Below are 21,882 nucleotides of genomic sequence, written 5' to 3'. Positions count from 1 at the left end.
AAAACTCGAGTTAATGACCTGCTTTTTCTTCCTGCCAGCGTTCATGTAACTGGTTGAGCTGGGCGCTGGCTGTTTTCCAGCGTGCTGAGTCCATGAGCTCCCGGCGTGAAAATGAACCTTTATGATACAAACGTGTAACACGTTCTGCTTTGATCGGCGACAGATTATCCAACACGCTGACTGCGCCTTTACGATTATTGCAGACCAGAATCATATCGCAACCCGCATCCAGCGACGCCTGAGCGCGCTCAGCATAGCTGCCCATAATCGCCGCGCCCTCCATCGACAGATCGTCGGAGAAAATGACGCCATCAAAGCCTAACTCCTGACGCAGCACCGTTTTCAGCCAGTACGGCGAACCGCTTGCCGGACGCGGATCGATAGCGCGGTAGATCACGTGGGCAGGCATAATCGCATCCAGTTTATTCTCGCTAATCAGCGTGCGGAACACCGACATATCTTTGCCACGGATGTCCGTTTCAGGACGTGGATCGCACGGCGTCTCTTTGTGGGAGTCCGCCGTGACCGCGCCGTGGCCGGGGAAATGCTTACCGGTCGTTTTCATCCCGGCGTCATGCATGCCGTCAATAAAGCGCGTTGCCATTGCCAACGCTTTTGCTGGATCGGCATGATAAGAACGCTCGCCAATTGCCGCGCTGATATGCCCGACGTCCAGCACTGGCGCAAAACTGATATCAATATCCATCGCGATCATTTCGCTGGCCATCAGCCACCCTGCCTCCTGCGCCAGTCGCCCCCCCTCTTCCAGCCCATGCAGCGCAAAAAAAGATTGCGCCGCGGGCAGGCGGGTAAACCCTTCACGGAAACGCTGTACGCGCCCGCCTTCCTGATCGACGGCCACCACCAGATGGTTACGCGATGCCGCCCGAATCTGGCGCACTAATTCGCGCAGCTGTTCCGGGTCATGGTAATTACGCGTGAACAGAATAAGCCCGCCAACCAGCGGATGCGCCAGTATCTCGCGCTCCTCCGCATCCAGCTCACATCCTTCGACATTCAACATTACTGGGCCCACACTGCTCTCCTTATCCTTTCATACGTAGCTGGCGCCAGGTTTCATCGGCCAGCCTGATAAATTGTTGCTCGCCGGTTTGTCGCCAGCGGTATTCGAACCACCCTGCTTTTAGCATAATGACCCAGGGGTGCCATAATCGTATCTGTCGCCATAGCTGCCGGGCGTCGATTCGCGCGCGCGCGGCATAAGCGTCTGCCAGTTGTCGGTGCTGGCGTTCATCCTCAACCCATACTGCCGCCAGCTCCAACGCAATATCGCCGTCGCCGGCATACTCCCAGTCAATCAGTCTCAACCCAGCGGACGTTAATACTATATTGTCGCCATGGACATCCATATGCAAAGGCGCGAGCCGCAGCGGGCGAGGTTCACCGTTTTTTTGCAACTGTTTGAGCCGCCGCAACCAAAACGGCGTACGCCTTGCCGGATCGCAACACGACCAGTACTGCGCCAATAGTGGCGATAGCGCGATACGCCAGCCAAAACGCGGCTGTTGATGCAAATGATACAGTAAGGCCGCCAGTTCGTCGGCATCTGGCAGAGCGGAATTTACCACACCATGCAGATATTCTACCGCCATCCAGCCTGGCGTATAAAAAAGCGCTCGCGGCGCAAGACTGGCCGGCAATTGGGATAAGGCGCGGTAATGACGTAAAAAATGGGCTGGTGGAGCGTCAGGGTCGTGATGACGGCGCAGCACGACACGGTGAGTATCGTGGGCAATAATACAGCTCCCGCCGCTTAGCCCCTGCGATGTGGCGACGGCGGGACAATACTGGGGAAAATAGCGCGACAGGATCTCGTCGCGCGTTAAGGGATTATTGTTGTTGGACCGCACCTTTACCTGACCAGATTATCTCGCCAGTTTGCACCAGCATTAACTGCATCTGTAATGCAGGCGCGTTAACGTTACCGGATGCGCTGGAGTAAAGTACATATTGCGCCCCGACATTGCGCGCAATGCCAATAGCTTTACTGCGCGTTCCCAGACTATCCTGCGGAGACAACCCTAACTGCTGTTTTGCTATCGAGAGTTGCTGTACGGAGACCAGCGTAAATTTACCGTTGTTCGCCAGCGCATTACGTAACGTTTCCGTTGCCTCGTTCGCATTTAACGACCCATTCGTCCGGTTATTCACGCTGTCGACAAGCAATACGCTTCCAGCCGTCACGCCATCAGCCTGCAACATTTTGCTGACCAGCGGTTGCATCGCGCCGTTCCAGTCATAGTGGCGCACCTTAGGCGCTGGCTGGCCCGTTTGATCTTCATGTTCGATCGGCCCCGGTTGCTGTGGAATGGTTGGCACAGACGGCACAACAGGAGGCTGTGGTGGCTGCGCGGGTTGTTCTGGCGCTGGTTTTACCTCTTCAACTGGCGCAGGTTGACGTTGCGCCATACACCCGGAGAGAAATATCGCCAGCGCAGCAATGGCGGCGTAGCGATGCATTTTTGTCATCAAAATTCACTCCTCACAAATAAAGATAAAGCCTGACCTTATGCGCCCCCAGATAATTGGCGCTGCCAAATAGCGTTACCGACGAACGCGCGGGTATGGTTACGCTACGCGGCGCCTCCAGCGGATGCATCTCCAGCCCCCGCGCGTCATACCAGTAAAACCGATAATGAACGGTTATGGGCTCTTGCCTTTCGTTATAGACGCGGGAAGAGGCTGATGGCTGGATATCAGACGCCGTCAGTTCAGGCGGCTCTGCGGTGACGCCCGCCGCCAGAACCGTGGACTCCATCACCAGCGACTGCGCGTCGCTTACCGGAATTTCAGGGTGTGACCGGCAGCCGGTAAGCAGCAGCAAGCCCAGAGAAACCGCGATGCATCCTTTGATCATACTTACAAGCCTTTATGCGCCAGCATCGGGCCTAGCGGGCGGCCGCCCAGTAGGTGCATATGGATATGATAAACCTCCTGGCCCCCATGACGGTTAGTATTCATGATTAAACGATACCCATCTTCGGCAATGCCTTCTTGTTCGGCGATTTTCGCCGCCACGGTGATCATCCGACCTAACGCCTGTTCATGTTCCGCCGTCACGTCATTGACGGTTGGGATCAGGATATTGGGAATAATCAAGATATGCGTCGGCGCCTGCGGTGAAATATCACGAAAGGCGGTGACCAGCTCATCCTGATAAACGATATCCGAAGGGATTTCACGACGAATAATTTTGCTGAATATAGTTTCTTCTGCCACGACGTTTTCCTTTTTCATAATAGCCCTTGCAGCGCACATGCTACGCCGAGCCATACTGCGAGTATAGAGTATGAGCGAGTTACCGACGCTCTTTCAACTTTAACCCACGATATATTAAGCGAAAAATGACTACATGCTGGACTTACCGCCATATCCCCCTGCCATGACGCCTTTGTACGCTTAAAAAATATTTCTAGTTTCCCTGGTTATACCGTTTTACACATTTAATACAAATGCGTATATTTCTCATTTGCATTTTTATACACATTAACTAGCAAAGAATGAAAAGGTTCAACGTCATACGTCCTGAACTTACCCCAATAACAAGCAAGGATTTTCAGATGTCTTTCATTCAATACCGCCGGGACAAACACCTTCCGTCCACCGCCGCACCGTCGCTGTTAGCTATGGGTATGGCGATGGCATTTATGCCTGCCGCCTTCGCGGCTGAGGATACCGTTATTGTCGAAGGCGCGACGACCGCTGACGCCGTAAACCGCGAAGAACAGGATTACAGCGTGAAAACGACCGCAGCGGGCACCAAAATGCCGATGACTCAGCGCGATATCCCGCAGTCGGTCAGTATTGTCAGCCAGCAGCGTATGGAAGACCAGCAGTTGCAAACCCTGGGCGAAGTGATGACCAATACGCTAGGGATCAGCGGAAGCCAGGCTGACTCCGATCGCATCAGCTATTACTCGCGCGGGTTTGAAATTGACAACTATATGGTTGACGGTATTCCAACGTATTTTGAGTCCCGCTGGAATCTGGGCGATGCGCTAACGGATACCGCGCTGTATGAGCGCGTGGAGGTGGTTCGCGGCGCGAATGGGCTGATGACCGGAACCGGCAATCCTTCGGCCTCAATTAATATGATCCGTAAACACGCCACCAGTCGGGAGTTCAAAGGTAACGTCTCCACAGAATACGGTAGCTGGAATAAGCAGCGTTACGTCATGGATCTGCAAAGTCCGCTCACCGCAGACGGCAATGTCCGTGGGCGCATCGTGGCGGGTTATCAGAATAATGATTCCTGGCTGGACCGCTATAACAGTGAGAAAGCGTTCTTTTCCGGAATTGTCGATGCCGATCTGGGTGCAACCACCAGCCTTTCAGCCGGTTATGAATATCAAAAAATTGATGTCAACAGCCCGACCTGGGGCGGTCTGCCGCGCTGGAACACCGATGGCAGCAAAAATAGCTATGACCGCGCGCGTAGTACCGCCCCGGACTGGGCTTATAACAATAAAGAGATAAATAAATTCTTCGTCACGCTTAAGCAGCGTTTTGCCGAAAGCTGGCAGGCGACCCTGAATGCGACCCATACTGAGGTCAAATTCGACAGTAAAATGATGTATATCGATGCGTTAGTGGATAAAGAGACAGGTACGCTGGTGAGTCCTTATGGCGCAAGCTACCCCGTGGTCGGCGGTACGGGCTGGAACAGCGGCAAGCGCAAAGTAGATGCCATAGATCTCTTTGCCGATGGCGCTTATGAGCTGTTTGGCCGTCAGCACAATATGATGTTTGGCGGTAGTTATAGTAAGCAGAATAACCGCTATTTTAGCGCCTGGGCGAACGTCTTTCCGGACGACATTGGCAACTTCAGCGCCTTTAACGGTAATTTCCCCCAAACTCACTGGGCGCCACAAAATCTGGCGCAGGACGATACCACGCATATGAAATCGCTGTATGCCGCTACGCGCATTTCGCTGGCCGATCCGCTGCATCTGATTCTTGGCGCTCGTTATACCAACTGGCGTGTTGATACACTGACCTACAGCATGGAGAAAAACCATACCACGCCGTATGCCGGGCTGATTTATGATATCAACGACAACTGGTCCGCTTATGCCAGTTATACCTCTATCTTTCAGCCGCAGAATAAACGCGACAAAGCGGGTCAATATCTGGCTCCGATTACCGGTAATAACTATGAAGCGGGCCTGAAGTCCGACTGGATGAACAGCCGCCTCACCACCACGTTGTCCGTGTTCCGCATTGAGCAGGATAACGTCGCTCAGGCAACCACTATTCCCATCCCTGGCAGTAATGGGGAGTTTGCCTGGAAGTCTACTGACGGAACGGTGAGCAAAGGCGTCGAATTTGAAGTGAACGGCGCAATTACCGATAACTGGCAGATGACTTTCGGGGCTACCCGGTATGTTGCCGAGGACAATGAAGGTAACGCCGTGAACCCTAATCTTCCGCGCACCAGCGTGAAGTTATTCACCCGCTATCGTCTGCCGGCGATACCGGAGCTGACGGTCGGCGGCGGCGTGAACTGGCAGAATCGGGTTTACAAAGATACCACGACGCCGTACGGCACTTTCCGCGCCGAACAGGGCAGCTATGCGCTGGTCGATCTGTTTACCCGCTATCAGGTGACGAAAAATTTCTCCGTACAGGGAAACATCAACAACCTGTTTGATAAAACCTACGACACCAATATTGATGGTTCCATTGTTTACGGCGCACCGCGTAACGTCAGCCTCACCGCCAATTATCAGTTCTGACAGACTGTCGGAGAGCGGCATGTAAAGCGCCATTAAAAAAGGCAGCCGAATGGCTGCCTTAATTCTCCCCAACATCATTACTGCTTAGCTGTTACGGATGTACTCATCCATTTCCGTTTTCAGGTTATCGGATTTCGTACCGAAAATAGCCTGAACGCCGGAACCCGCGACGACAACGCCTGCCGCGCCCAGTTTCTTCAGGCCAGCCTGATCCACTTTCGCTACATCGGCTACGCTCACGCGCAGACGCGTGATACAGGCATCCAGGTTAGTAATGTTCTCTTTACCGCCAAACGCCGCAACCAAAGCCGGCGCCATTTCGCTGGTCGCGCCCGCTTTTGCGTCATCAGTAGTGTCTTCACGACCCGGCGTTTTCAGATCCAGCGCTTTGATCAGCACGCGGAACACGGTGTAGTACACAATCGCATAACCGGCGCCAACAATCGGGAACAGCCACAATTTGCTGCTGTTACCGGACAGCACGATAAAGTCGATCAGACCGTGGGAGAACGACGTACCGTCACGCATCCCCAGCAGGATACAGATCGGGAATGCCAGACCTGCCAGAATCGCGTGAATAATGTACAGGATCGGCGCCACGAACATGAAGGAGAACTCGATAGGCTCGGTAATACCCGTCAAAAACGAGGTCAGCGCGGCGGAAATCATGATACCGCCCACTTTTGCGCGGTTTTCCGGTTTAGCAGAGTGCCAGATAGCAATGGCCGCAGCCGGCAGACCGTACATTTTGAACAGGAAGCCGCCAGACAACATACCCGCCGTCGGGTCGCCCGCCATATAGCGCGGAATGTCGCCGTGGAATACCTGACCCGCTGCGTTGGTGTATTCGCCGATCTGCATCTGGAAAGGAACGTTCCAGATATGATGCAGACCAAACGGCACCAGGCAACGCTCGATAAAACCGTAAATACCAAACGCGACAACCGGATTCTGATAAGCCGCCCACTGCGAGAACGCCTGGATAGCCGTACCGATTGGCGGCCATACGAAAGACAGCACCACACCGGTAAAAATAGCGGCCAGACCCGAAATGATCGGCACGAAGCGTTTGCCCGCAAAGAAGCCCAGATACTCAGGCAGTTTGATACGGTAGAAGCGGTTAAACATATACGCTGCGATCGCACCGGAGATAATCCCCCCGAGAACACCCGTATCAGCAAGGTGTTTAGCGGCGATCTCTTCAGCAGGTAAATGCAGAACCAGCGGCGCAACCACAGCCATGGTTTTCACCATGATGCCATACGCTACTACCGCCGCCAGAGCCGAAACGCCGTCGTTGTTGGTGAAGCCCAACGCCACGCCGATAGCGAAAATCAGCGGCATATTGGCAAAAACAGATCCGCCCGCTTCTGCCATAACGTGCGATACAACGGCTGGCAGCCAGCTGAAGTTAGCGGAACCGACACCCAGCAGGATACCTGCGATAGGGAGTACGGATACCGGCAGCATCAGCGATTTACCGACCTTTTGCAGGTTAGCAAATGCATTCTTAAACATAATTGAGAGTGCTCCTGAGTATTTGTGCTTTTCTACGTTCTCACGCATTGGCGAGGGGGGAGAACCCCGCCGTGGACAGGACATCTAAGTGCCCTTTTATTTATTACACAGAGTAAAATAAATACGTCTGATTTTGTTTGACGGCTATCACGTTTCAGCGCCAGATAGCCTAAAAAGTATCACATTCTGCCAAAATGAGTTTCCGAATGTTTCCATAAGCTCGTTCACCGCCCCTTTTGTGGCGGTGAACTTTACGCGCTTTGCTTATTAATTACGAGCTTTAAAAAAACTCGTTTAACGGATTGATGACAGGCGAGACGCGTCAATATGGAACAGGCGAGCAAAGTTATCGGTGGTGATCTGCGCCAGTTCTTCAACGGCAACCCCTTTCAATACCGCCATATATTCTGCGACGTCGCGTACCATCGCAGGCTGGTTCTCTTTACCGCGATGCGGCACCGGCGCCAGATAAGGAGAATCGGTCTCGACTAATAACCGATCCAGCGGCACATAGCGCGCCGCATCACGCAACTGTTCAGCGTTACGGAACGTTACGATGCCGGAAAAAGAGATATAAAACCCCAGATCCAGCAATTTGCCGGCCGTTTCTCTGTCTTCTGTAAAACAGTGTAGTACGCCGCCGCAATCCGTCACTTTTTCTTCGCGCAGGATAGCCAGCGTATCGGCACGCGCGTCGCGAGTATGGACAATCACCGGTTTATGCAATTCGCGGCCAATCTGGATATGATGAATAAAAGACGCCTGCTGGCGGATTTTGGTCTCAGGCGTGTAAAAGTAATCAAGCCCGGTCTCGCCCATCGCCACCACATCGTCTTCTGCAGCAAGGAGGCGCAGTTCTTCTACGTCATATACTTCATCCTGATTTAACGGATGCACGCCGCAGGAAAAGACCACATTATCGCGCTTGCCCACCAGCTCGCGCATATGGCGATACCCCGGCAGCGTCGTCGCCACCGCTAAACAGAACTTCACATCGCGCGCGGCGGCTTTCGCCAGCACATCGTCCACGTCCTTATGTAAAGATTGATAATCCAGACCATCAAGATGGCAGTGTGAGTCGACTAAAAACATAATGTCTCTCTCAAAGATGAGGAACAGGCAACAAGGTGCCTGGTTGCAGGTAATGCTCGATGCGGAGAATGAGATCGGTTAATACCAGTTCGCGGTTTAATCCGGTCACATGAAGTAATTGATCACGACAATGGCAAACATCGTTCAGGATTGCCTGAATACGCGCCGGGGATAGCGGCCCCGCCAGCGCGGCAACAACCGCGTCCGCATCAACGTTTGTCAGGTACGACGCGCCGTGCTGACGTTTCAGCGCGTCTACCAGCAGCGTCGCCAGCCAGTGCAGGCGCGCCGGGGCTTGCTCATGATTGAGCGCCGTTAATAACGCATACCAGTCGCCCGTATGTAAACTGTCCATTAACGCCTGACACAGCGCCTCACGCTGCGCCCAGCGTTCAGACTGCAACAGCGCCAGCGCGGCGCCGGGCGACCCCGCATTCAGGCGTAGCGCCGTGAGCAATGCTTCTTGTGACGCCGTCACTCCTCGCGACAGCCATGACATCGCATACGATTCGGACGGCGGCGCCAGATGATGCAGCCGGCAGCGGCTGCGTAATGTCGCCAACAGACGAGCAGGCTCCGGGCTGGCAAGGAAAAACCAGGTTTGCTCCGGCGGCTCTTCCAGCGTTTTGAGCAACGCATTGGCAGCGGCGTCGGTTAATAGCGCCGCATCCGCAATCCACACCACCTTCGCGCCACCCAGACGGGAGTGCTCGTACAATTTCTCGCTGACCTCGCGTACCGCATCTACGCCGAGGCTGCTTTTGCCTTTATCCGGCGTCAGCGTGTAATAGTCCGGATGCGTGCCAGCCTGCATAAGCTGACAGCCACGGCAATGCCCACAGCTTTTGTGGCCCTCAGGCTGCTGGCATAACAGATAACGGCTCAGCGCATAGCACAGCGCCTCGTCGCCCATGCCAGGTAAGGCCTGAATCAGTAGCGCATGGTGCCCACGTCCCGCCTGGTAACTTTCTACCAGTTTTTCATAGGCGGGCCGTAACCATGGATACCATTTCATGCCGCTTGCTCCTGCACCCACTTCGTCACCGTGGCGCGAATGTCGCGCATGACGGCATCCAGCGGCTGGGTCGCGTCAATGGTGCGGATACGCGAATCTTGCGCCGCCAGTTCCAGATAGCGCGCGCGAGTCCGGTTAAAGAAATCAAAAGATTCCTGCTCAATGCGATCCAAATCGCCGCGCGCTCTGGCGCGTTTTAGCCCGACTTCCGGCGTGACATCCAGATACAGCGTCAGGTCAGGGCGAAAATCGCCCAGCACGGCATCGCGTAGTGTCGCCAGCATGGTTTGATCAATGCCGCGCCCTCCCCCCTGATACGCCTGGGTCGAGAGATCGTGGCGATCGCCGATCACCCATATGCCTTGCGCCAGCGCGGGTTTGATTACCGTTTCGACGAGCTGTACGCGAGCGGCATAAAACATCAGCACTTCCGCTTTATCGGTAATCACTTCGTCGCCTACCGATCGGATATCCAGCACCAGACTTCTTAGTTTTTCGGCAAGTTGCGTCCCGCCCGGCTCTCGGGTAAAAATCATATTACGAATACCCAGTTGCTCAAGGGTCTCCACCACCACGTCGCGCGCAGTGGTTTTTCCGGCGCCTTCCAGGCCCTCGATGACGATATAATTACTGCCCATTTTTTTCCTTAAGCACTTTCAGGTACTCCTGCACTGACCGATTATGGCTGGCAAGATTGGTGTTAAATGTGTGACCGCCTTTACCGTCGGCCACAAAATAGAGATACGGCGTTTTCGCCGGATGCGCCGCCGCCTGCAATGACGCTTCGCTGGGCGATGCGATCGGTCCTGGCGGCAGCCCGGTGATGGTATACGTGTTATAAGCCGTCGGCTTTTCCAGATCCGCACGCGACAAGTTACCATTATAACTCGTCCCCATCCCGTAAATCACGGTGGGATCGGTCTGAAGGCGCATACCGATTCTCAGGCGATTAATAAAGACTGAGGCCACCTGATCGCGTTCGCTGGCGACAGCCGTCTCTTTTTCAATAATCGAGGCCATTGTCACCAGTTGGTTCTGATCTTTATAAGGCAGCCCCTCGGCCCGGCCTTTCCAGACAGTATCGACAGCTTTCACCATCTTTTGGTGCGCTCGCTTGAGAATAGCGACATCGCTGGTGTTGGCGGTATACATCCAGGTATCGGGCCAGAACCACCCTTCTACCCATTCCGGGTGCGCAAGCTTTAATGCCTGAGCGACAGTGGCGTAGTCATCATCCGGCAATGTATGGCGAATATACGGCGCCTCTCGTAGCTGTTTCAGGTAATCGCTAAGGCGCATCCCTTCCACAAACCGCAACGGGAATTGCGCTTCTTTGCCGCTCTCCAGCAACTCAAGCATCTCCCGTACGGTCATCCCCGGCGTAAAACGGTAAGTTCCCGCTTTAAAGTGCGATAACTCAGGCTCCACGCGCAGCAGCCACTGAAATACCCGGGGGCGATTAATGATTTTTTCATCATAAAGCTGGTCGCCAAGCGCCAGCCGCCCCGTTCCCGCCTTGAGCGTAAAGATAGTCTCGTTTTTAATAAGTAACGTGCTGTTCGCCAGATGGCGAACTTTCCACATCCCCACGCCCGCGGCAATACCCAGCACAACCAACAGCAGAAGGAAAACGCCTGACAATTTTTTCATAACTAATTCGGATGCTCACAAAATGGGGCTAAAAATTGAAACAGTGTTCGCGAAGAATACGACGTCCCGTGATAGGCGCGTATGGGAATAATCGGCATTAGCGCGTTGCAAATGATAATCTCATCCGCCTGCCTGACTGCCTCCTCTCTCGCCTGTACTTCAAGAACCTGGAAAGGAGATTGCGCCAGTTGGCGTAAACAAAATTGTCGCATAATGCCGTTCACCCCAGCCTGATCCAGACGCGGCGTAAAAACAATGTCGCCTGTACGCCAGAACAAATTAGCCGCACAGCATTCCGTAACCCATCCCTCGCTGTCAAGAACCAGCGCCTCATCGGCGTCCGTCTGCTCAAGATGAGAGCGAATCAACACCTGTTCGAGGCGGTTCAGATGTTTTAATCCGGCAAGATAAGGATTGCGCCCAAGCGGTATGGGACTAAGGGTAAGAGTGATGCCTTGCTTACGCCACTGAGAATAATAAGCGGGATAAGCAGAAACGGAGAGGATTCGGGTAGCTGCCTGACAATTCATGGCGCTGTATCCCCGGCCGCCGCTGCCACGGCTAATGATCACTTTCAACACGCCTGAATCATGCCCTGTGGCCAACATTGTCATCTCTTGCCGAAGGGTCGCCCAATGGCTAAAAGCGATCCGTAATTTTTCACAGGCAACCTGCAAGCGCTGAAGATGCGCTTCCAGATGGCAAATGTTGCCATCAACAATACGTGCGGTCGTAAAACTGCCATCGCCGAACTGCGTCGCCCGGTCGCTTACAGCAAGTTGATCCTGCGCATGGCCATTAATTAAAAACATAGTGGCTCCTTATCCGTCGCCTGCTAGTGTGGCAGGATGAATAACGCAGAACAAGAGGTGATATGCCTGATAAAAAAGGCCCGACAAGCGGACCTTTTTATTAATGTCTGTCTCTGACCTAACTTAGATCTTTTTAAAAATCAAGGAACCGTTAGTTCCGCCAAAACCAAAGGAGTTACACAGAGCGTACTCCAGATCGCTGACCTGGCGTGCTTCATGCGGCACGAAGTCCAGATCGCAACCTTCGTCCGGGTTATCCAGATTAATGGTTGGCGGAATGGCCTGATCGCGTAGCGCCAGAATAGAGAAAATAGACTCTACTGCGCCTGCGGCGCCCAACAGATGGCCGGTCATCGATTTGGTCGAGCTCACCATCACTCGGCTTGCAGCATCGCCAAAGACTGCCTTAACCGCCTGCGTCTCAGCTTTGTCGCCGGCAGGCGTCGACGTGCCGTGCGCGTTGACGTAGCCAATCTGAGCAGGCTCAATCGCGGCATCACGCAACGCGTTAACCATCGCCAGCGCAGCGCCTGCGCCATTTTCCGGCGGCGACGTCATATGGTAAGCATCGCTGCTCATACCAAAGCCGACGATTTCAGCATAGATTTTCGCACCACGCGCTTTTGCATGTTCGTACTCTTCAAGCACCAACATACCGGCACCGTCGCCCAGTACAAAACCATCGCGTTCTTTATCCCACGGACGGCTCGCCGCCTGTGGGTTATCGTTGCGGGTCGACAGCGCGCGCGCTGCGCCAAAACCACCTACACCCAGCGGCGTACTGGCTTTTTCTGCGCCACCTGCCACCATCGCGTCCGCATCGCCATAGGCGATGATACGCGCGGCATGGCCGATGTTATGCACGCCTGAAGTACAGGCAGTCGCAATAGAGATGCTTGGCCCACGCAGGCCATACATGATAGTCAGATGGCCTGCTACCATGTTAACAATCGTCGACGGGACAAAGAACGGGCTAATCTTACGCGGTCCGCCTTTTACCAGCGAACTGTGGTTTTCTTCGATCAGACCGAGACCACCGATACCGGAGCCGATAGCGGCGCCAATACGGCTTGCGTTCTCTTCCGTCACTTCAAGGCCAGAATCCTGCATGGCCTGTACGCCAGCGACAATTCCATATTGAATGAAGGCATCCATCTTGCGCTGTTCTTTGCGCGAGATAATGTCATCACAGTTAAAATCCTTTACTAAGCCAGCAAATTTCGTTGCATAGGCGCTAGTATCGAAATGGTCGATCAGGCTGATGCCACTCTGACCGGCAAGGAGAGCTTTCCAGGTAGACTCTACGGTATTGCCGACAGGAGACAACATGCCCAGTCCGGTCACAACTACACGACGCTTAGACACGGTTGTCCTCCAGGGAGGGAAAATGATTCTAGTGGGACAAAAAGATAAAACTCAGGCGGTCGAACGACCGCCTGGAGATGTTCACTTACGCCTGGTGGCCGTTGATGTAATCAATGGCAGCCTGAACGGTGGTGATTTTCTCAGCTTCTTCGTCCGGAATCTCAGTATCAAACTCTTCTTCCAGAGCCATTACCAGCTCAACGGTGTCAAGAGAATCTGCGCCCAGGTCTTCAACGAAAGAAGCATTGTTGGTTACTTCTTCCTGCTTAACGCCCAGCTGTTCGCCGATAATTTTCTTAACGCGTTCTTCGATAGTGCTCATACTCTTAAATTTCCTATCAAAACTCGCTTTCGCGATGGTTTTCGTAGTGTATAAAATGTTGAAAAATTTGCAACTAAATCCCGGCAGGTCTTACCACGATTTTACGTTATTTTGCGGCCTTTCGCCCTAATAACGCAAATATTTTTCAATCGTGATTAAACCATGTACATTCCGCCGTTGACGTGCAGAGTCTCACCAGTGATGTAACTCGCTTCGTCAGAGGCTAAAAATGCAACCGCACTGGCGATTTCCTGAGCGCCGCCGAGGCGACCCGCAGGCACCTGCGCCAGGATACCCGCACGCTGATCGTCAGACAGCGCACGCGTCATGTCCGTTTCAATAAAACCCGGAGCCACAACATTGACAGTAATACCACGGGACGCAACTTCACGCGCCAGTGATTTACTGAAACCGATCAGGCCCGCTTTCGCCGCAGCGTAGTTTGCCTGACCTGCATTTCCCATGGTACCAACCACAGAACCAATAGTGATAATGCGACCACAACGCTTTTTCATCATAGCGCGCATTACCGCTTTTGACAGGCGGAAAACGGATGATAAATTGGTTTCGATAATATCGTTCCACTCATCATCTTTCATTCGCATCAACAGATTATCACGAGTGATACCGGCATTATTAACCAGGATATCCACTTCACCAAATTCTGCGCGAATATTTTCCAGAACAGATTCAATAGATGCAGGATCGGTCACATTCAACATCAAACCTTTCCCGTTAGCACCTAAATAGTCGCTAATGTTCTTCGCACCATTTTCACTGGTCGCAGTCCCGATAACTTTCGCGCCGCGGGCAACGAGAGTCTCTGCAATTGCGCGGCCTATGCCACGGCTTGCACCAGTCACCAGCGCAATCTTTCCTTCAAAGCTCATGGTTTTCCTCTTTTATTGCGTAAGTGCCGCAGACAGCGCCGCCGGCTCGTTCAGCGCCGACGCTGTCAGGGTGTCGACAATACGTTTCGTCAGACCAGTGAGGACTTTACCTGGACCCACTTCATAAAGATGTTCAACGCCCTGCGCCGCGATAAATTCCACGCTCTTCGTCCACTGTACCGGATTGTACAACTGGCGAACCAGCGCATCGCGGATAGCGGCGGCATCGGTTTCACATTTCACGTCAACGTTGTTCACTACCGGCACCGTTGGCGCGCTAAAGGTAATTTTGGCTAATTCAACCGCCAGCTTATCTGCCGCTGGTTTCATCAGCGCGCAGTGCGACGGTACGCTCACCGGCAGCGGCAGCGCGCGTTTCGCGCCAGCGGCTTTACAGGCTGCGCCCGCGCGTTCTACCGCCTCTTTATGCCCGGCGATAACCACCTGTCCCGGCGAGTTAAAGTTAACCGGCGAAACAACCTGCCCTTCGGCAGATTCTTCACAGGCTTTAGCAATAGAGGCATCATCCAGACCGATGATCGCAGACATGCCGCCAGTACCTTCCGGAACCGCTTCCTGCATGAATTTACCACGCATTTCCACCAGACGAACGGCATCAGCAAAGTTGATGACGCCAGCGCAAACCAGCGCGGAATATTCGCCCAGGCTGTGACCTGCCATTAACGCAGGCATTTTACCGCCCTGCTGCTGCCAAACGCGCCAAAGCGCGACGGAAGCGGTTAATAACGCCGGCTGCGTCTGCCAGGTTTTATTCAGTTCTTCCGCTGGACCTTGCTGGGTGAGCGCCCACAGATCATATCCCAGAGCCGCAGAAGCTTCAGCAAACGTTTCTTCTACGATAGGGTAATTTGCCGCCATCTCGGCCAACATCCCAACGCTCTGAGAACCCTGACCGGGGAACACAAATGCAAATTGCGTCATGTTTAAATCCTTATACTAGAAACGAATCAGCGCGGAGCCCCAGGTGAATCCACCCCCGAAGGCTTCAAGCAATACCAGCTGACCGGCTTTAATTCGCCCGTCACGCACGGCTTCATCCAGCGCGCACGGCACAGAAGCCGCGGAGGTATTGCCGTGCCTGTCCAGCGTGACGACGACATTGTCCATCGACATGCCGAGTTTTTTCGCTGTCGCGCTAATGATACGCAGGTTAGCCTGATGCGGCACCAGCCAATCGAGTTCTGAGCGATCCAGGTTATTAGCCGCCAGCGTCTCATCGACAATATGCGCCAGTTCAGTGACCGCCACTTTAAAGACTTCATTGCCCGCCATCGTCAGGTAAATCGGGTTATCCGGATTTACGCGATCGGCATTCGGCAGGGTCAGTAATTCACCGTAACGGCCATCGGCATGAAGATGAGTGGAGATAATACCCGGTTCTTCAGAAGCGCTCAGTACGGCCGCGCCTGCGCCATCGCCGAAAATAATGATCGTACCGCGATCGCCAGGATCGCAAGTGCGGGCTAATACATCGGAACCGACCACCAGCGCGTGTTTAACCGCGCCGGATTTAACGTACTGGTCGGCGATGCTTAACGCGTAGGTGAAACCTGCGCACGCTGCCGCGACATCAAACGCCGGGCAACCTTTAATACCGAGCATACTTTGAATCTGACATGCCGCGCTTGGAAATGCATGCGTTGCTGATGTGGTAGCCACCACAATCAAGCCAATTTGGTCTTTATCGATCCCCGCCATCTCAATCGCGCGATTCGCAGCGGTAAAGCCCATCGTCGCGACAGTTTCATTCGGCGCGGCGATATGGCGTTCACGAATACCTGTACGAGTGACAATCCACTCGTCAGAGGTCTCAACCATTTTTTCCAGATCGGCGTTAGTCCGCACTTGTTCGGGCAGATAGCTGCCAGTACCAATAATCTTCGTATACATGTACGCTCAGTCACTTTTCGGTTATATACCGTTACCTGTAAACGTCTGGCACGCTGGCGGCGCCGGGGAGACAGCGATATTATCTGTGCGCCCGCAGGTTTACGCCTTTGCCATCGTCCAGCGGTTCAAATCCGGCTGGGTATACAGATTCCAGGCGAGCGGCAATTCGCTGAGGAACTTGTCGCTGCACCGCCTGCACTGCCTGTTCAATCGCGACTGCAAATGCTCGCTGATTGGCCGCACCATGACTTTTTATCACCGTGCCGCGCAATCCTAACAGACAGGCGCCATTATACTGGTCGGGGTTGAGGTGACTGAATCGCCTCGTCAGGCTTTTTTGTAACCAACGTTTTAATAACAGCAGCCACCACGACCGTTTTTTCCCCTCGCCCTGTGATTTCAGCAGTGAAAGGAACATTCTGACAACCCCCTCCATCGTTTTAAGTGTGACATTGCCTGTAAAGCCGTCACACACCAGTACATCGGTTTTTCCCGTCAGTAACTCATTCGCCTCAAGGTAGCCGATGTAATTGATGGTTGGGACTGTTTTTAACATTAAAGAGGCTTCGCGAATACTGTCGAGGCCTTTGGTTTCTTCTTCCCCGATATTGAGTAGCGCCACGCGGGGATTTTTGATCCCGACGACCTCTTCCGCCAAAACGGCGCCCATCACGGCAAACTGCACCAGCATGGTACTGTCACAGTCGACGTTGGCACCCAAATCAAGCACTACCGTTTTGCCCTTTTGCTGGTGCGGTAATACCGTCACCAACGCCGGACGCTCAATCCCCTCAAGAGGCTTGAGCAATAATTTCGCCAGCCCCATCAGCGCCCCGGTATTACCGGCGCTAACGCAAGCTTCGGCTCGGCCTTCTTTCACAAGCTCCAGGGCCACACGCATGGATGTCCCGCGACTGGCGCGGATCGCCTGCGAAGGCCGGGCATCACTGGCAATAACTGACTGTGCAGGGATAATCTGCAGACGCGAACGTTGTTCAAAGTCAGCTTTGGCAAGTAATGGCGTGATAATATCGGGATTCCCGACTAAAAGAAGAGTGAGCTGCGAATTAGCGTTCAGTGCCTGCAATGCTGCAGGCACCGTCACGGAAGGACCAAAATCGCCCCCCATGACATCTAACGCCAGGGTTAGACGTGTCAAGGTATCGTCGCTGCCTGGTTCGGTGTTCTCCGCTTACGCGGAGAAATCCTCACTAAGCTTTATCACGCTTGTACTCTTCGGCTTTTACACCACAGGCACGCCTGTGATGCAAAAGGCATCGAGTATCGCGCGATTACTTAGCGATGACCTTACGGCCGCGGTAGTAACCGTCGGCAGTGATGTGGTGACGCAGGTGTTTTTCACCAGAAGTTTTGTCTACAGACAGGCTGGTGACTGCGGTCAGAGCGTCATGGGAACGACGCATGCCACGTTTGGAACGGGTTGGTTTATTCTGTTGTACGGCCATGGACCTTACTCCTCAATTACGGTTTATCCCTGCGTCCGCGGGGAAGACCTATTACTTACGCTTTAAGCTGGCTAATACGGCAAATGGGTTTGGCTTTTGCGCTTCATCAGGCAGTTCGCCAAAGACCATGTCCGCCTCGGACACTTCACAGTGTTCAGAATCATGCACCGGAACTACCGGCAAGGCGAGGATGATTTCATCTTCAACCGTCGCCAGCAGATCGATTTCGCCGAATTCGTTTACCTCAATCGGCTCATACGCTTCCGGCAGTGCTTCAGCCTGCTCGTCGGAACGGACAGGGCTAAAACAATACGTTGTGTGAACCTGATGGGTAAACGGTTTCCCGCAACGCTGGCATTCGAGCGACACCGTAACGACCGCATCGCCGGTTAAAACGGCGAGACGCTGGTTATCGATAGCGAACGACATGGAGCATTCCACATCACTGTCCACACTGACTACAGATTCGGCAACGCGCTCAACCTGATCGGGGGTATAGATACCCTGGTAATCAAGGCGTTTTTGAGCGGTACGAACCGGATCAAGAGTCAGGGGTAATTTTACCTTTTGCATAGGGCGCGCATATTAACTTCGTAACGTCATATAGTCAAAGAAAAAGGCAGCCTGCGGTTGCCTTTTGCCAATAATTCGCACACATTGCGGGTTACAGACTTATTTTCGCTCAAGACGAGTCAGTATGACAGGCTTGAAGACCGAAGAGCATAGTTTAAGATGGCTCTCATCATTACGCTATATCTGAGGGAAAAAATATGCCCCGTCTCATCCTTGCGTCTACCTCTCCCTGGCGTCGCGCGCTGCTGGAAAAGCTGACGATTCCTTTCGAATGCGCCGCGCCGGATGTTGATGAAACCCCCATGCCGGGCGAAGCGCCGCGTCAGTTGGTGCTGCGGCTGGCGCAGGCGAAGGCGCAATCGCTCGCCGCGCGTTTCCCGAATCATTTGATTATTGGCTCCGACCAAATTTGTGTTCTGGACGGCGAAATCACCGGCAAACCGCTGACGGAAGAAAAAGCGCGTCAGCAATTAGCCAAAGCCAGCGGAAATATTGTGACGTTTTATACCGGACTGGCACTGTATAACTCCGCCTCCGGGCAATTACAAACCGAAGTGGAGCCTTTTGACGTTCATTTTCGCCATTTAAGCGAAGCGGAAATAGACGACTATGTCCGTAAAGAGCATCCGCTGCACTGCGCGGGAAGTTTTAAAAGCGAAGGTTTAGGCATTGCATTATTTGAGCGCTTAGAGGGTCGTGATCCGAACACGCTGATCGGCTTGCCGCTTATTGCCCTGTGCCAGATGCTGCGACGGGAGGGCTTCAACCCGCTACAGCAGTAAACGGCCTACTCTGTAGGCTTTTCAAATACCCCTAAAAGCCGTTTCTGCACGTGTTGGTAGTTATCTCCCGTTTATTGGGGAGCAGTTTCGACCGCTTCCAGTTCTAACCAACTGGAAAGCGCTTGTTGTGAACAATTTAGCGCCTGCCGATCTTCACTCTCTTCGTGCGGGCCCGTTTCCTGGTCAATCCATTCACCGACCAGAAAAAAAGCATTGGCATTACGAACCGATGTACGGTGCGTTTTATCCCATAGGGTATCAACAGCGGTATACGTGCGCGTTAATGAATTCCCCATCTCAGTTCAGTTTTGTAAAAACACATGTTCTCAATACTCGCCTGACGCGCTCTACGGTGTAAAAAGCGGCTTACAAACTTCTTCTCGCGAGCAACTCTCAGGACGTTTACTGTCCTGAAACCTTCCCTTTGCGACTCGTTAAATTCCATCTCGCGATGAGTTTACGCCCTCCCCCGAACATTGCTTCACCTCACGACACATTCCTTTAATTAACGCCGCCAGCGTCAGCCGCATCTTGTTGACTATGTATAAATTCAACCATCTGCTGAGTAAGATGGTTTATATCATTCTGCGTAATGAAAAAATTAAATTTTTGATCCTGAAAGTGTTCTTTTGCTGCCAGGTCGACAAAAACCGCTTTTCCATCCGTTTCAAAGCGGACTTTATTTCCCTGTTTTTGCAGAAACTCGCCCATTGCGACCAGCTGGTCGAGCCGCTTTCCGCGCAGAAAATAATAGCGAGTCATCGTCTCATCCAGCGGTGTTACGGTTTTATTCCACGCAGCGTCAAAGACAGGCTTCACATCAGAGGGGAGCTTTAAAGCAGAATATTTTTTTCTGTTTTCACTACTCACATTTTTCAACCGAAGGATAAATCGATTGTTTACGTCACGAGCCACACGTAGCTCGTTCAGGAAAACCAGATTATCACGCTCAGACTGAATAACACCGGTGATCTTATCCTCCTGGCCGGTCTCATACACCACAGCAAAGATTTGCCCGTAGGCAGCTAATAGTACATCGTAGTCATCGGCGTAATGACCAAAAGCCTGACGTTGGGCTGGCGTCAACTCACAGACGCCCACCACGGGAGACGTAATGATTTGCGTATTCAAATACTCAACGAAAGCCCGTCGTGAACTATCGCCCTTCCCTTCGCAACCGACCAACATCGCGATAACGAACGGCACGATAACGTATTTTCCCCAACGCTGAGTAAATGAGCGCATCCAGCTAGTATTGGCCATCTGTTCGTCCTTAAACACGCCGAAATCCGGATCGCAAGAATAAACAGTACACAACGGTAAAAATGCGTCGGATACAGCAAAACAAAAATATTATGAGAAAAGTGAGATTCGGGCAGATAACCTGCCCGAGAGAGGAACTATTTTGCGTTACGCAGCACCTGTAGACAGCGCTTCAGGGCGTTATCCATTGGCGCTTCAATGCGCATGACTTCGCCCGTTCCCGGATGCGTGAACTTCAGCGCCGCGGCGTGCAGAAAGAGACGTTTAAGACCGGTTCCCGCTTCGGTAAGCTGTTGATCAAACTCACGGTCGCCGTAGCGATCGTCGAACGCAATAGGGTGACCGGCATATTGGGTATGTACGCGAATCTGATGCGTACGGCCCGTGACCGGGCTACAGCGCACCAGCGTGGCGAAGGCATAGCGCTCTTCCACCTTGAAGCGCGTTTCTGACGGTTTGCCTTCCTGGCTCACGCGAACAATGCGTTCGCCGCTTTGCAGAATGTTCTTTAATAATGGCGCCTGTACGGTTTTAACGTGCGATTGCCACTGGCCGCGCACCAGCGCCAGATAATCTTTCTGCATTCCCTTTTCGCGCAGTTGTTCATGCAGCGAACGCAGCGCGGAGCGTTTTTTCGCCACCAACAGCACGCCGGAGGTATCTCGGTCAAGACGATGCACCAGTTCCAGGAATCGCGCTTCCGGACGCAACGCCCGCAGCCCTTCGATGACGCCAAAACTTAACCCGCTCCCGCCGTGTACGGCGGTGCCGGATGGCTTATTCAGCACCAGAATATGGTCGTCTTCATACAAAATGACGTCCGCCAACGCCGCCACTTTTTGCAAATGCGGCGACACGGCCTCTTCTTCGCGTTCAGCAACGCGAACCGGCGGAATGCGGACTTCATCGCCCGCTTCCAGTTTGTATTCCGGTTTAATGCGTTTTTTGTTCACCCGCACCTCGCCTTTACGCAAGATGCGATAAATCATACTTTTTGGTACCCCTTTCAGTTGGGTGCGCAAAAAGTTATCAATGCGTTGCCCCGCTTCGTCAGCGGCGATAGCAACAATTTTTACGGATGGCGTTTCTGTTTTCATGGGGGGCGATTCTAAATAGCCTGTGAGATTCGCGCCACACATTTTTCTATGCTTATAGAGACGTCTACGCCAGTGGATGAACATTTTTCACTGCGGTTTTGCTGGTTATTAAAGCGATTGGCTCGCGCTGGTGAAAAAACTGTGAGTAAGCGGGTGATAAATGGTAAAAGTCATCTTGCTATAACAAGGTTAGCAGTGGAATAATGATGCGGTTTCCGCACCGAAACTTGTTAAAACAAAAAGTTTAGCGGAATAACCCATTTTGTCTGACCGATCATCAACGCAGCAATGGCGTAAGACGTATTGATTTTTCAGACAGTTAGCGGGCTGCGGGTTGCAGTCCTTACCGGTAGATAGGATCTTCTCTGGA

The 21,882-nt window shown here is 53.0% G+C and carries 24 protein-coding genes; 2 read left to right on the top strand and 22 right to left on the bottom strand.

The genetic code is table 11. The features are described from left to right. Positions 1-10: 10 nt before the first annotated feature. Genes nagZ through hinT form a run of 5 tightly spaced genes read right to left on the bottom strand, consistent with a single transcriptional unit; the run spans position 11 to position 3,240 of the window. Positions 11-1,036 (bottom strand): beta-N-acetylhexosaminidase, encoded by a 1,026-nt coding sequence (gene nagZ, locus ACLJTG_RS00380; RefSeq protein WP_000529340.1) that lies wholly within the window; start codon positions 1,034-1,036, stop codon positions 11-13. A gap of 10 nt (positions 1,037-1,046) precedes the next feature. Further along, a complete protein-coding gene (gene thiK / locus ACLJTG_RS00375; RefSeq protein WP_198898114.1) occupies positions 1,047-1,871 on the bottom strand; it encodes a thiamine kinase in 825 nt (274 codons plus the stop codon). Continuing rightward, a complete protein-coding gene (gene lpoB / locus ACLJTG_RS00370) occupies positions 1,852-2,490 on the bottom strand; it encodes a penicillin-binding protein activator LpoB (protein WP_079951262.1) in 639 nt (212 codons plus the stop codon). Before lpoB ends, thiK begins: the two co-directional genes overlap by 20 nt. Positions 2,491-2,503: 13 nt before the next feature. Next, positions 2,504-2,878 (bottom strand): YcfL family protein, encoded by a 375-nt coding sequence (locus tag ACLJTG_RS00365; protein ID WP_000589563.1) that lies wholly within the window; start codon positions 2,876-2,878, stop codon positions 2,504-2,506. Between the two features lie 2 nt (positions 2,879-2,880). Then, positions 2,881-3,240 carry a purine nucleoside phosphoramidase gene (gene hinT / locus ACLJTG_RS00360; protein ID WP_001532068.1) on the bottom strand — a complete coding sequence of 120 codons (360 nt, stop codon included), beginning with the start codon at positions 3,238-3,240 and terminating at the stop codon, positions 2,881-2,883. A 341-nt stretch (positions 3,241-3,581) separates the two neighbouring features. Between hinT and fhuE the strand changes: the two genes are divergently transcribed. Further along, on the top strand, positions 3,582-5,756 hold the full coding sequence (gene fhuE / locus ACLJTG_RS00355) for a ferric-rhodotorulic acid/ferric-coprogen receptor FhuE (protein WP_023182047.1): 2,175 nt from the start codon (positions 3,582-3,584) through the stop codon (positions 5,754-5,756). Between the two features lie 84 nt (positions 5,757-5,840). On the opposite strand, the gene ptsG is transcribed toward fhuE, so the two are convergent. The 14 genes from ptsG to yceD form a co-directional block, all read right to left on the bottom strand. Then, on the bottom strand, positions 5,841-7,274 hold the full coding sequence (gene ptsG / locus ACLJTG_RS00350) for a PTS glucose transporter subunit IIBC (protein WP_000475705.1): 1,434 nt from the start codon (positions 7,272-7,274) through the stop codon (positions 5,841-5,843). 294 nt (positions 7,275-7,568) lie between these two features. Further along, the gene (locus ACLJTG_RS00345) at positions 7,569-8,366 is read right to left on the bottom strand and encodes a metal-dependent hydrolase (protein ID WP_000480274.1); all 798 of its coding nucleotides are present in this window, start codon (positions 8,364-8,366) and stop codon (positions 7,569-7,571) included. A gap of 10 nt (positions 8,367-8,376) precedes the next feature. Continuing rightward, positions 8,377-9,381, bottom strand: coding sequence for a DNA polymerase III subunit delta' (gene holB, locus ACLJTG_RS00340; protein WP_061376519.1), 1,005 nt, complete (start codon positions 9,379-9,381; stop codon positions 8,377-8,379). Beyond that, positions 9,378-10,019 carry a dTMP kinase gene (tmk, locus tag ACLJTG_RS00335; protein ID WP_000535396.1) on the bottom strand — a complete coding sequence of 214 codons (642 nt, stop codon included), beginning with the start codon at positions 10,017-10,019 and terminating at the stop codon, positions 9,378-9,380. Before tmk ends, holB begins: the two co-directional genes overlap by 4 nt. Then, positions 10,009-11,031: a cell division protein YceG gene (gene yceG, locus ACLJTG_RS00330; RefSeq protein ID WP_000736459.1), complete on the bottom strand. Its 1,023-nt coding sequence runs from the start codon at positions 11,029-11,031 to the stop codon at positions 10,009-10,011. The genes tmk and yceG overlap by 11 nt, the downstream gene beginning before the upstream one ends. 2 nt (positions 11,032-11,033) lie before the next feature. After that, complete coding sequence (gene pabC / locus ACLJTG_RS00325) at positions 11,034-11,843, bottom strand: aminodeoxychorismate lyase (protein WP_000478653.1); 810 nt, start codon at positions 11,841-11,843, stop codon at positions 11,034-11,036. A 123-nt stretch (positions 11,844-11,966) separates the two neighbouring features. Continuing rightward, a complete protein-coding gene (gene fabF, locus ACLJTG_RS00320) occupies positions 11,967-13,208 on the bottom strand; it encodes a beta-ketoacyl-ACP synthase II (protein WP_198898113.1) in 1,242 nt (413 codons plus the stop codon). Positions 13,209-13,293: 85 nt separating this feature from the next. Further along, positions 13,294-13,530 (bottom strand): acyl carrier protein, encoded by a 237-nt coding sequence (gene acpP, locus ACLJTG_RS00315; protein WP_000103754.1) that lies wholly within the window; start codon positions 13,528-13,530, stop codon positions 13,294-13,296. A gap of 155 nt (positions 13,531-13,685) precedes the next feature. Continuing rightward, a complete protein-coding gene (gene fabG / locus ACLJTG_RS00310) occupies positions 13,686-14,420 on the bottom strand; it encodes a 3-oxoacyl-ACP reductase FabG (protein ID WP_000007236.1) in 735 nt (244 codons plus the stop codon). 12 nt (positions 14,421-14,432) lie between these two features. After that, on the bottom strand, positions 14,433-15,362 hold the full coding sequence (gene fabD / locus ACLJTG_RS00305) for an ACP S-malonyltransferase (RefSeq protein WP_000191343.1): 930 nt from the start codon (positions 15,360-15,362) through the stop codon (positions 14,433-14,435). A gap of 15 nt (positions 15,363-15,377) precedes the next feature. Then, positions 15,378-16,331 carry a beta-ketoacyl-ACP synthase III gene (gene fabH, locus ACLJTG_RS00300; RefSeq protein WP_000288148.1) on the bottom strand — a complete coding sequence of 318 codons (954 nt, stop codon included), beginning with the start codon at positions 16,329-16,331 and terminating at the stop codon, positions 15,378-15,380. Positions 16,332-16,410: 79 nt separating this feature from the next. Next, positions 16,411-17,490 (bottom strand): phosphate acyltransferase PlsX, encoded by a 1,080-nt coding sequence (gene plsX, locus ACLJTG_RS00295; protein ID WP_001518286.1) that lies wholly within the window; start codon positions 17,488-17,490, stop codon positions 16,411-16,413. A gap of 133 nt (positions 17,491-17,623) precedes the next feature. Further along, complete coding sequence (gene rpmF, locus ACLJTG_RS00290) at positions 17,624-17,797, bottom strand: 50S ribosomal protein L32 (RefSeq protein ID WP_000290727.1); 174 nt, start codon at positions 17,795-17,797, stop codon at positions 17,624-17,626. Positions 17,798-17,848: 51 nt separating this feature from the next. After that, positions 17,849-18,370 (bottom strand): 23S rRNA accumulation protein YceD, encoded by a 522-nt coding sequence (yceD, locus tag ACLJTG_RS00285; RefSeq protein WP_001174492.1) that lies wholly within the window; start codon positions 18,368-18,370, stop codon positions 17,849-17,851. A gap of 197 nt (positions 18,371-18,567) precedes the next feature. Between yceD and ACLJTG_RS00280 the strand changes: the two genes are divergently transcribed. Further along, entirely contained in the window at positions 18,568-19,152 is a 585-nt protein-coding gene (locus tag ACLJTG_RS00280) for a Maf family protein (RefSeq protein ID WP_001137607.1), read from the top strand. A gap of 71 nt (positions 19,153-19,223) precedes the next feature. Here ACLJTG_RS00280 and ACLJTG_RS00275 read toward each other — a convergent pair whose 3' ends face one another. From ACLJTG_RS00275 to rluC, 3 genes are all read right to left on the bottom strand, one after another. Next, complete coding sequence (locus ACLJTG_RS00275; RefSeq protein WP_000528428.1) at positions 19,224-19,448, bottom strand: hypothetical protein; 225 nt, start codon at positions 19,446-19,448, stop codon at positions 19,224-19,226. Positions 19,449-19,653: 205 nt separating this feature from the next. Then, positions 19,654-20,397, bottom strand: coding sequence for a DUF3053 family protein (locus ACLJTG_RS00270; RefSeq protein ID WP_198898152.1), 744 nt, complete (start codon positions 20,395-20,397; stop codon positions 19,654-19,656). A 155-nt stretch (positions 20,398-20,552) separates the two neighbouring features. Further along, positions 20,553-21,512, bottom strand: coding sequence for a 23S rRNA pseudouridine(955/2504/2580) synthase RluC (gene rluC / locus ACLJTG_RS00265; protein WP_000846319.1), 960 nt, complete (start codon positions 21,510-21,512; stop codon positions 20,553-20,555). Between the last annotated feature and the right edge of the window lie 370 nt (positions 21,513-21,882).

This window comes from Salmonella sp. SAL00672 (assembly GCF_046552175.1).
Taxonomy (GTDB): domain Bacteria; phylum Pseudomonadota; class Gammaproteobacteria; order Enterobacterales; family Enterobacteriaceae; genus Salmonella; species Salmonella enterica.
Note: the sequence above shows the minus strand (reverse complement) of the source record. Positions and strands in the feature narration are given on the sequence as shown.

Coding starts and splice junctions, on each gene's coding strand:
- ACLJTG_RS00280 (WP_001137607.1), top strand. CDS start 18,568: ATGCCCCGTCTCATCCTTGCGTCTACCTCTCCCTGGCGTCGCGCGCTG.
- fhuE (WP_023182047.1), top strand. CDS start 3,582: ATGTCTTTCATTCAATACCGCCGGGACAAACACCTTCCGTCCACCGCC.
- lpoB (WP_079951262.1), bottom strand. CDS start 2,490: ATGACAAAAATGCATCGCTACGCCGCCATTGCTGCGCTGGCGATATTT.
- ACLJTG_RS00365 (WP_000589563.1), bottom strand. CDS start 2,878: ATGATCAAAGGATGCATCGCGGTTTCTCTGGGCTTGCTGCTGCTTACC.
- yceD (WP_001174492.1), bottom strand. CDS start 18,370: ATGCAAAAGGTAAAATTACCCCTGACTCTTGATCCGGTTCGTACCGCT.
- ACLJTG_RS00270 (WP_198898152.1), bottom strand. CDS start 20,397: ATGCGCTCATTTACTCAGCGTTGGGGAAAATACGTTATCGTGCCGTTC.
- rpmF (WP_000290727.1), bottom strand. CDS start 17,797: ATGGCCGTACAACAGAATAAACCAACCCGTTCCAAACGTGGCATGCGT.
- ACLJTG_RS00345 (WP_000480274.1), bottom strand. CDS start 8,366: ATGTTTTTAGTCGACTCACACTGCCATCTTGATGGTCTGGATTATCAA.
- acpP (WP_000103754.1), bottom strand. CDS start 13,530: ATGAGCACTATCGAAGAACGCGTTAAGAAAATTATCGGCGAACAGCTG.
- ptsG (WP_000475705.1), bottom strand. CDS start 7,274: ATGTTTAAGAATGCATTTGCTAACCTGCAAAAGGTCGGTAAATCGCTG.
- holB (WP_061376519.1), bottom strand. CDS start 9,381: ATGAAATGGTATCCATGGTTACGGCCCGCCTATGAAAAACTGGTAGAA.
- fabD (WP_000191343.1), bottom strand. CDS start 15,362: ATGACGCAATTTGCATTTGTGTTCCCCGGTCAGGGTTCTCAGAGCGTT.
- ACLJTG_RS00275 (WP_000528428.1), bottom strand. CDS start 19,448: ATGGGGAATTCATTAACGCGCACGTATACCGCTGTTGATACCCTATGG.
- yceG (WP_000736459.1), bottom strand. CDS start 11,031: ATGAAAAAATTGTCAGGCGTTTTCCTTCTGCTGTTGGTTGTGCTGGGT.
- fabG (WP_000007236.1), bottom strand. CDS start 14,420: ATGAGCTTTGAAGGAAAGATTGCGCTGGTGACTGGTGCAAGCCGTGGC.
- fabH (WP_000288148.1), bottom strand. CDS start 16,331: ATGTATACGAAGATTATTGGTACTGGCAGCTATCTGCCCGAACAAGTG.
- rluC (WP_000846319.1), bottom strand. CDS start 21,512: ATGAAAACAGAAACGCCATCCGTAAAAATTGTTGCTATCGCCGCTGAC.
- pabC (WP_000478653.1), bottom strand. CDS start 11,843: ATGTTTTTAATTAATGGCCATGCGCAGGATCAACTTGCTGTAAGCGAC.
- tmk (WP_000535396.1), bottom strand. CDS start 10,019: ATGGGCAGTAATTATATCGTCATCGAGGGCCTGGAAGGCGCCGGAAAA.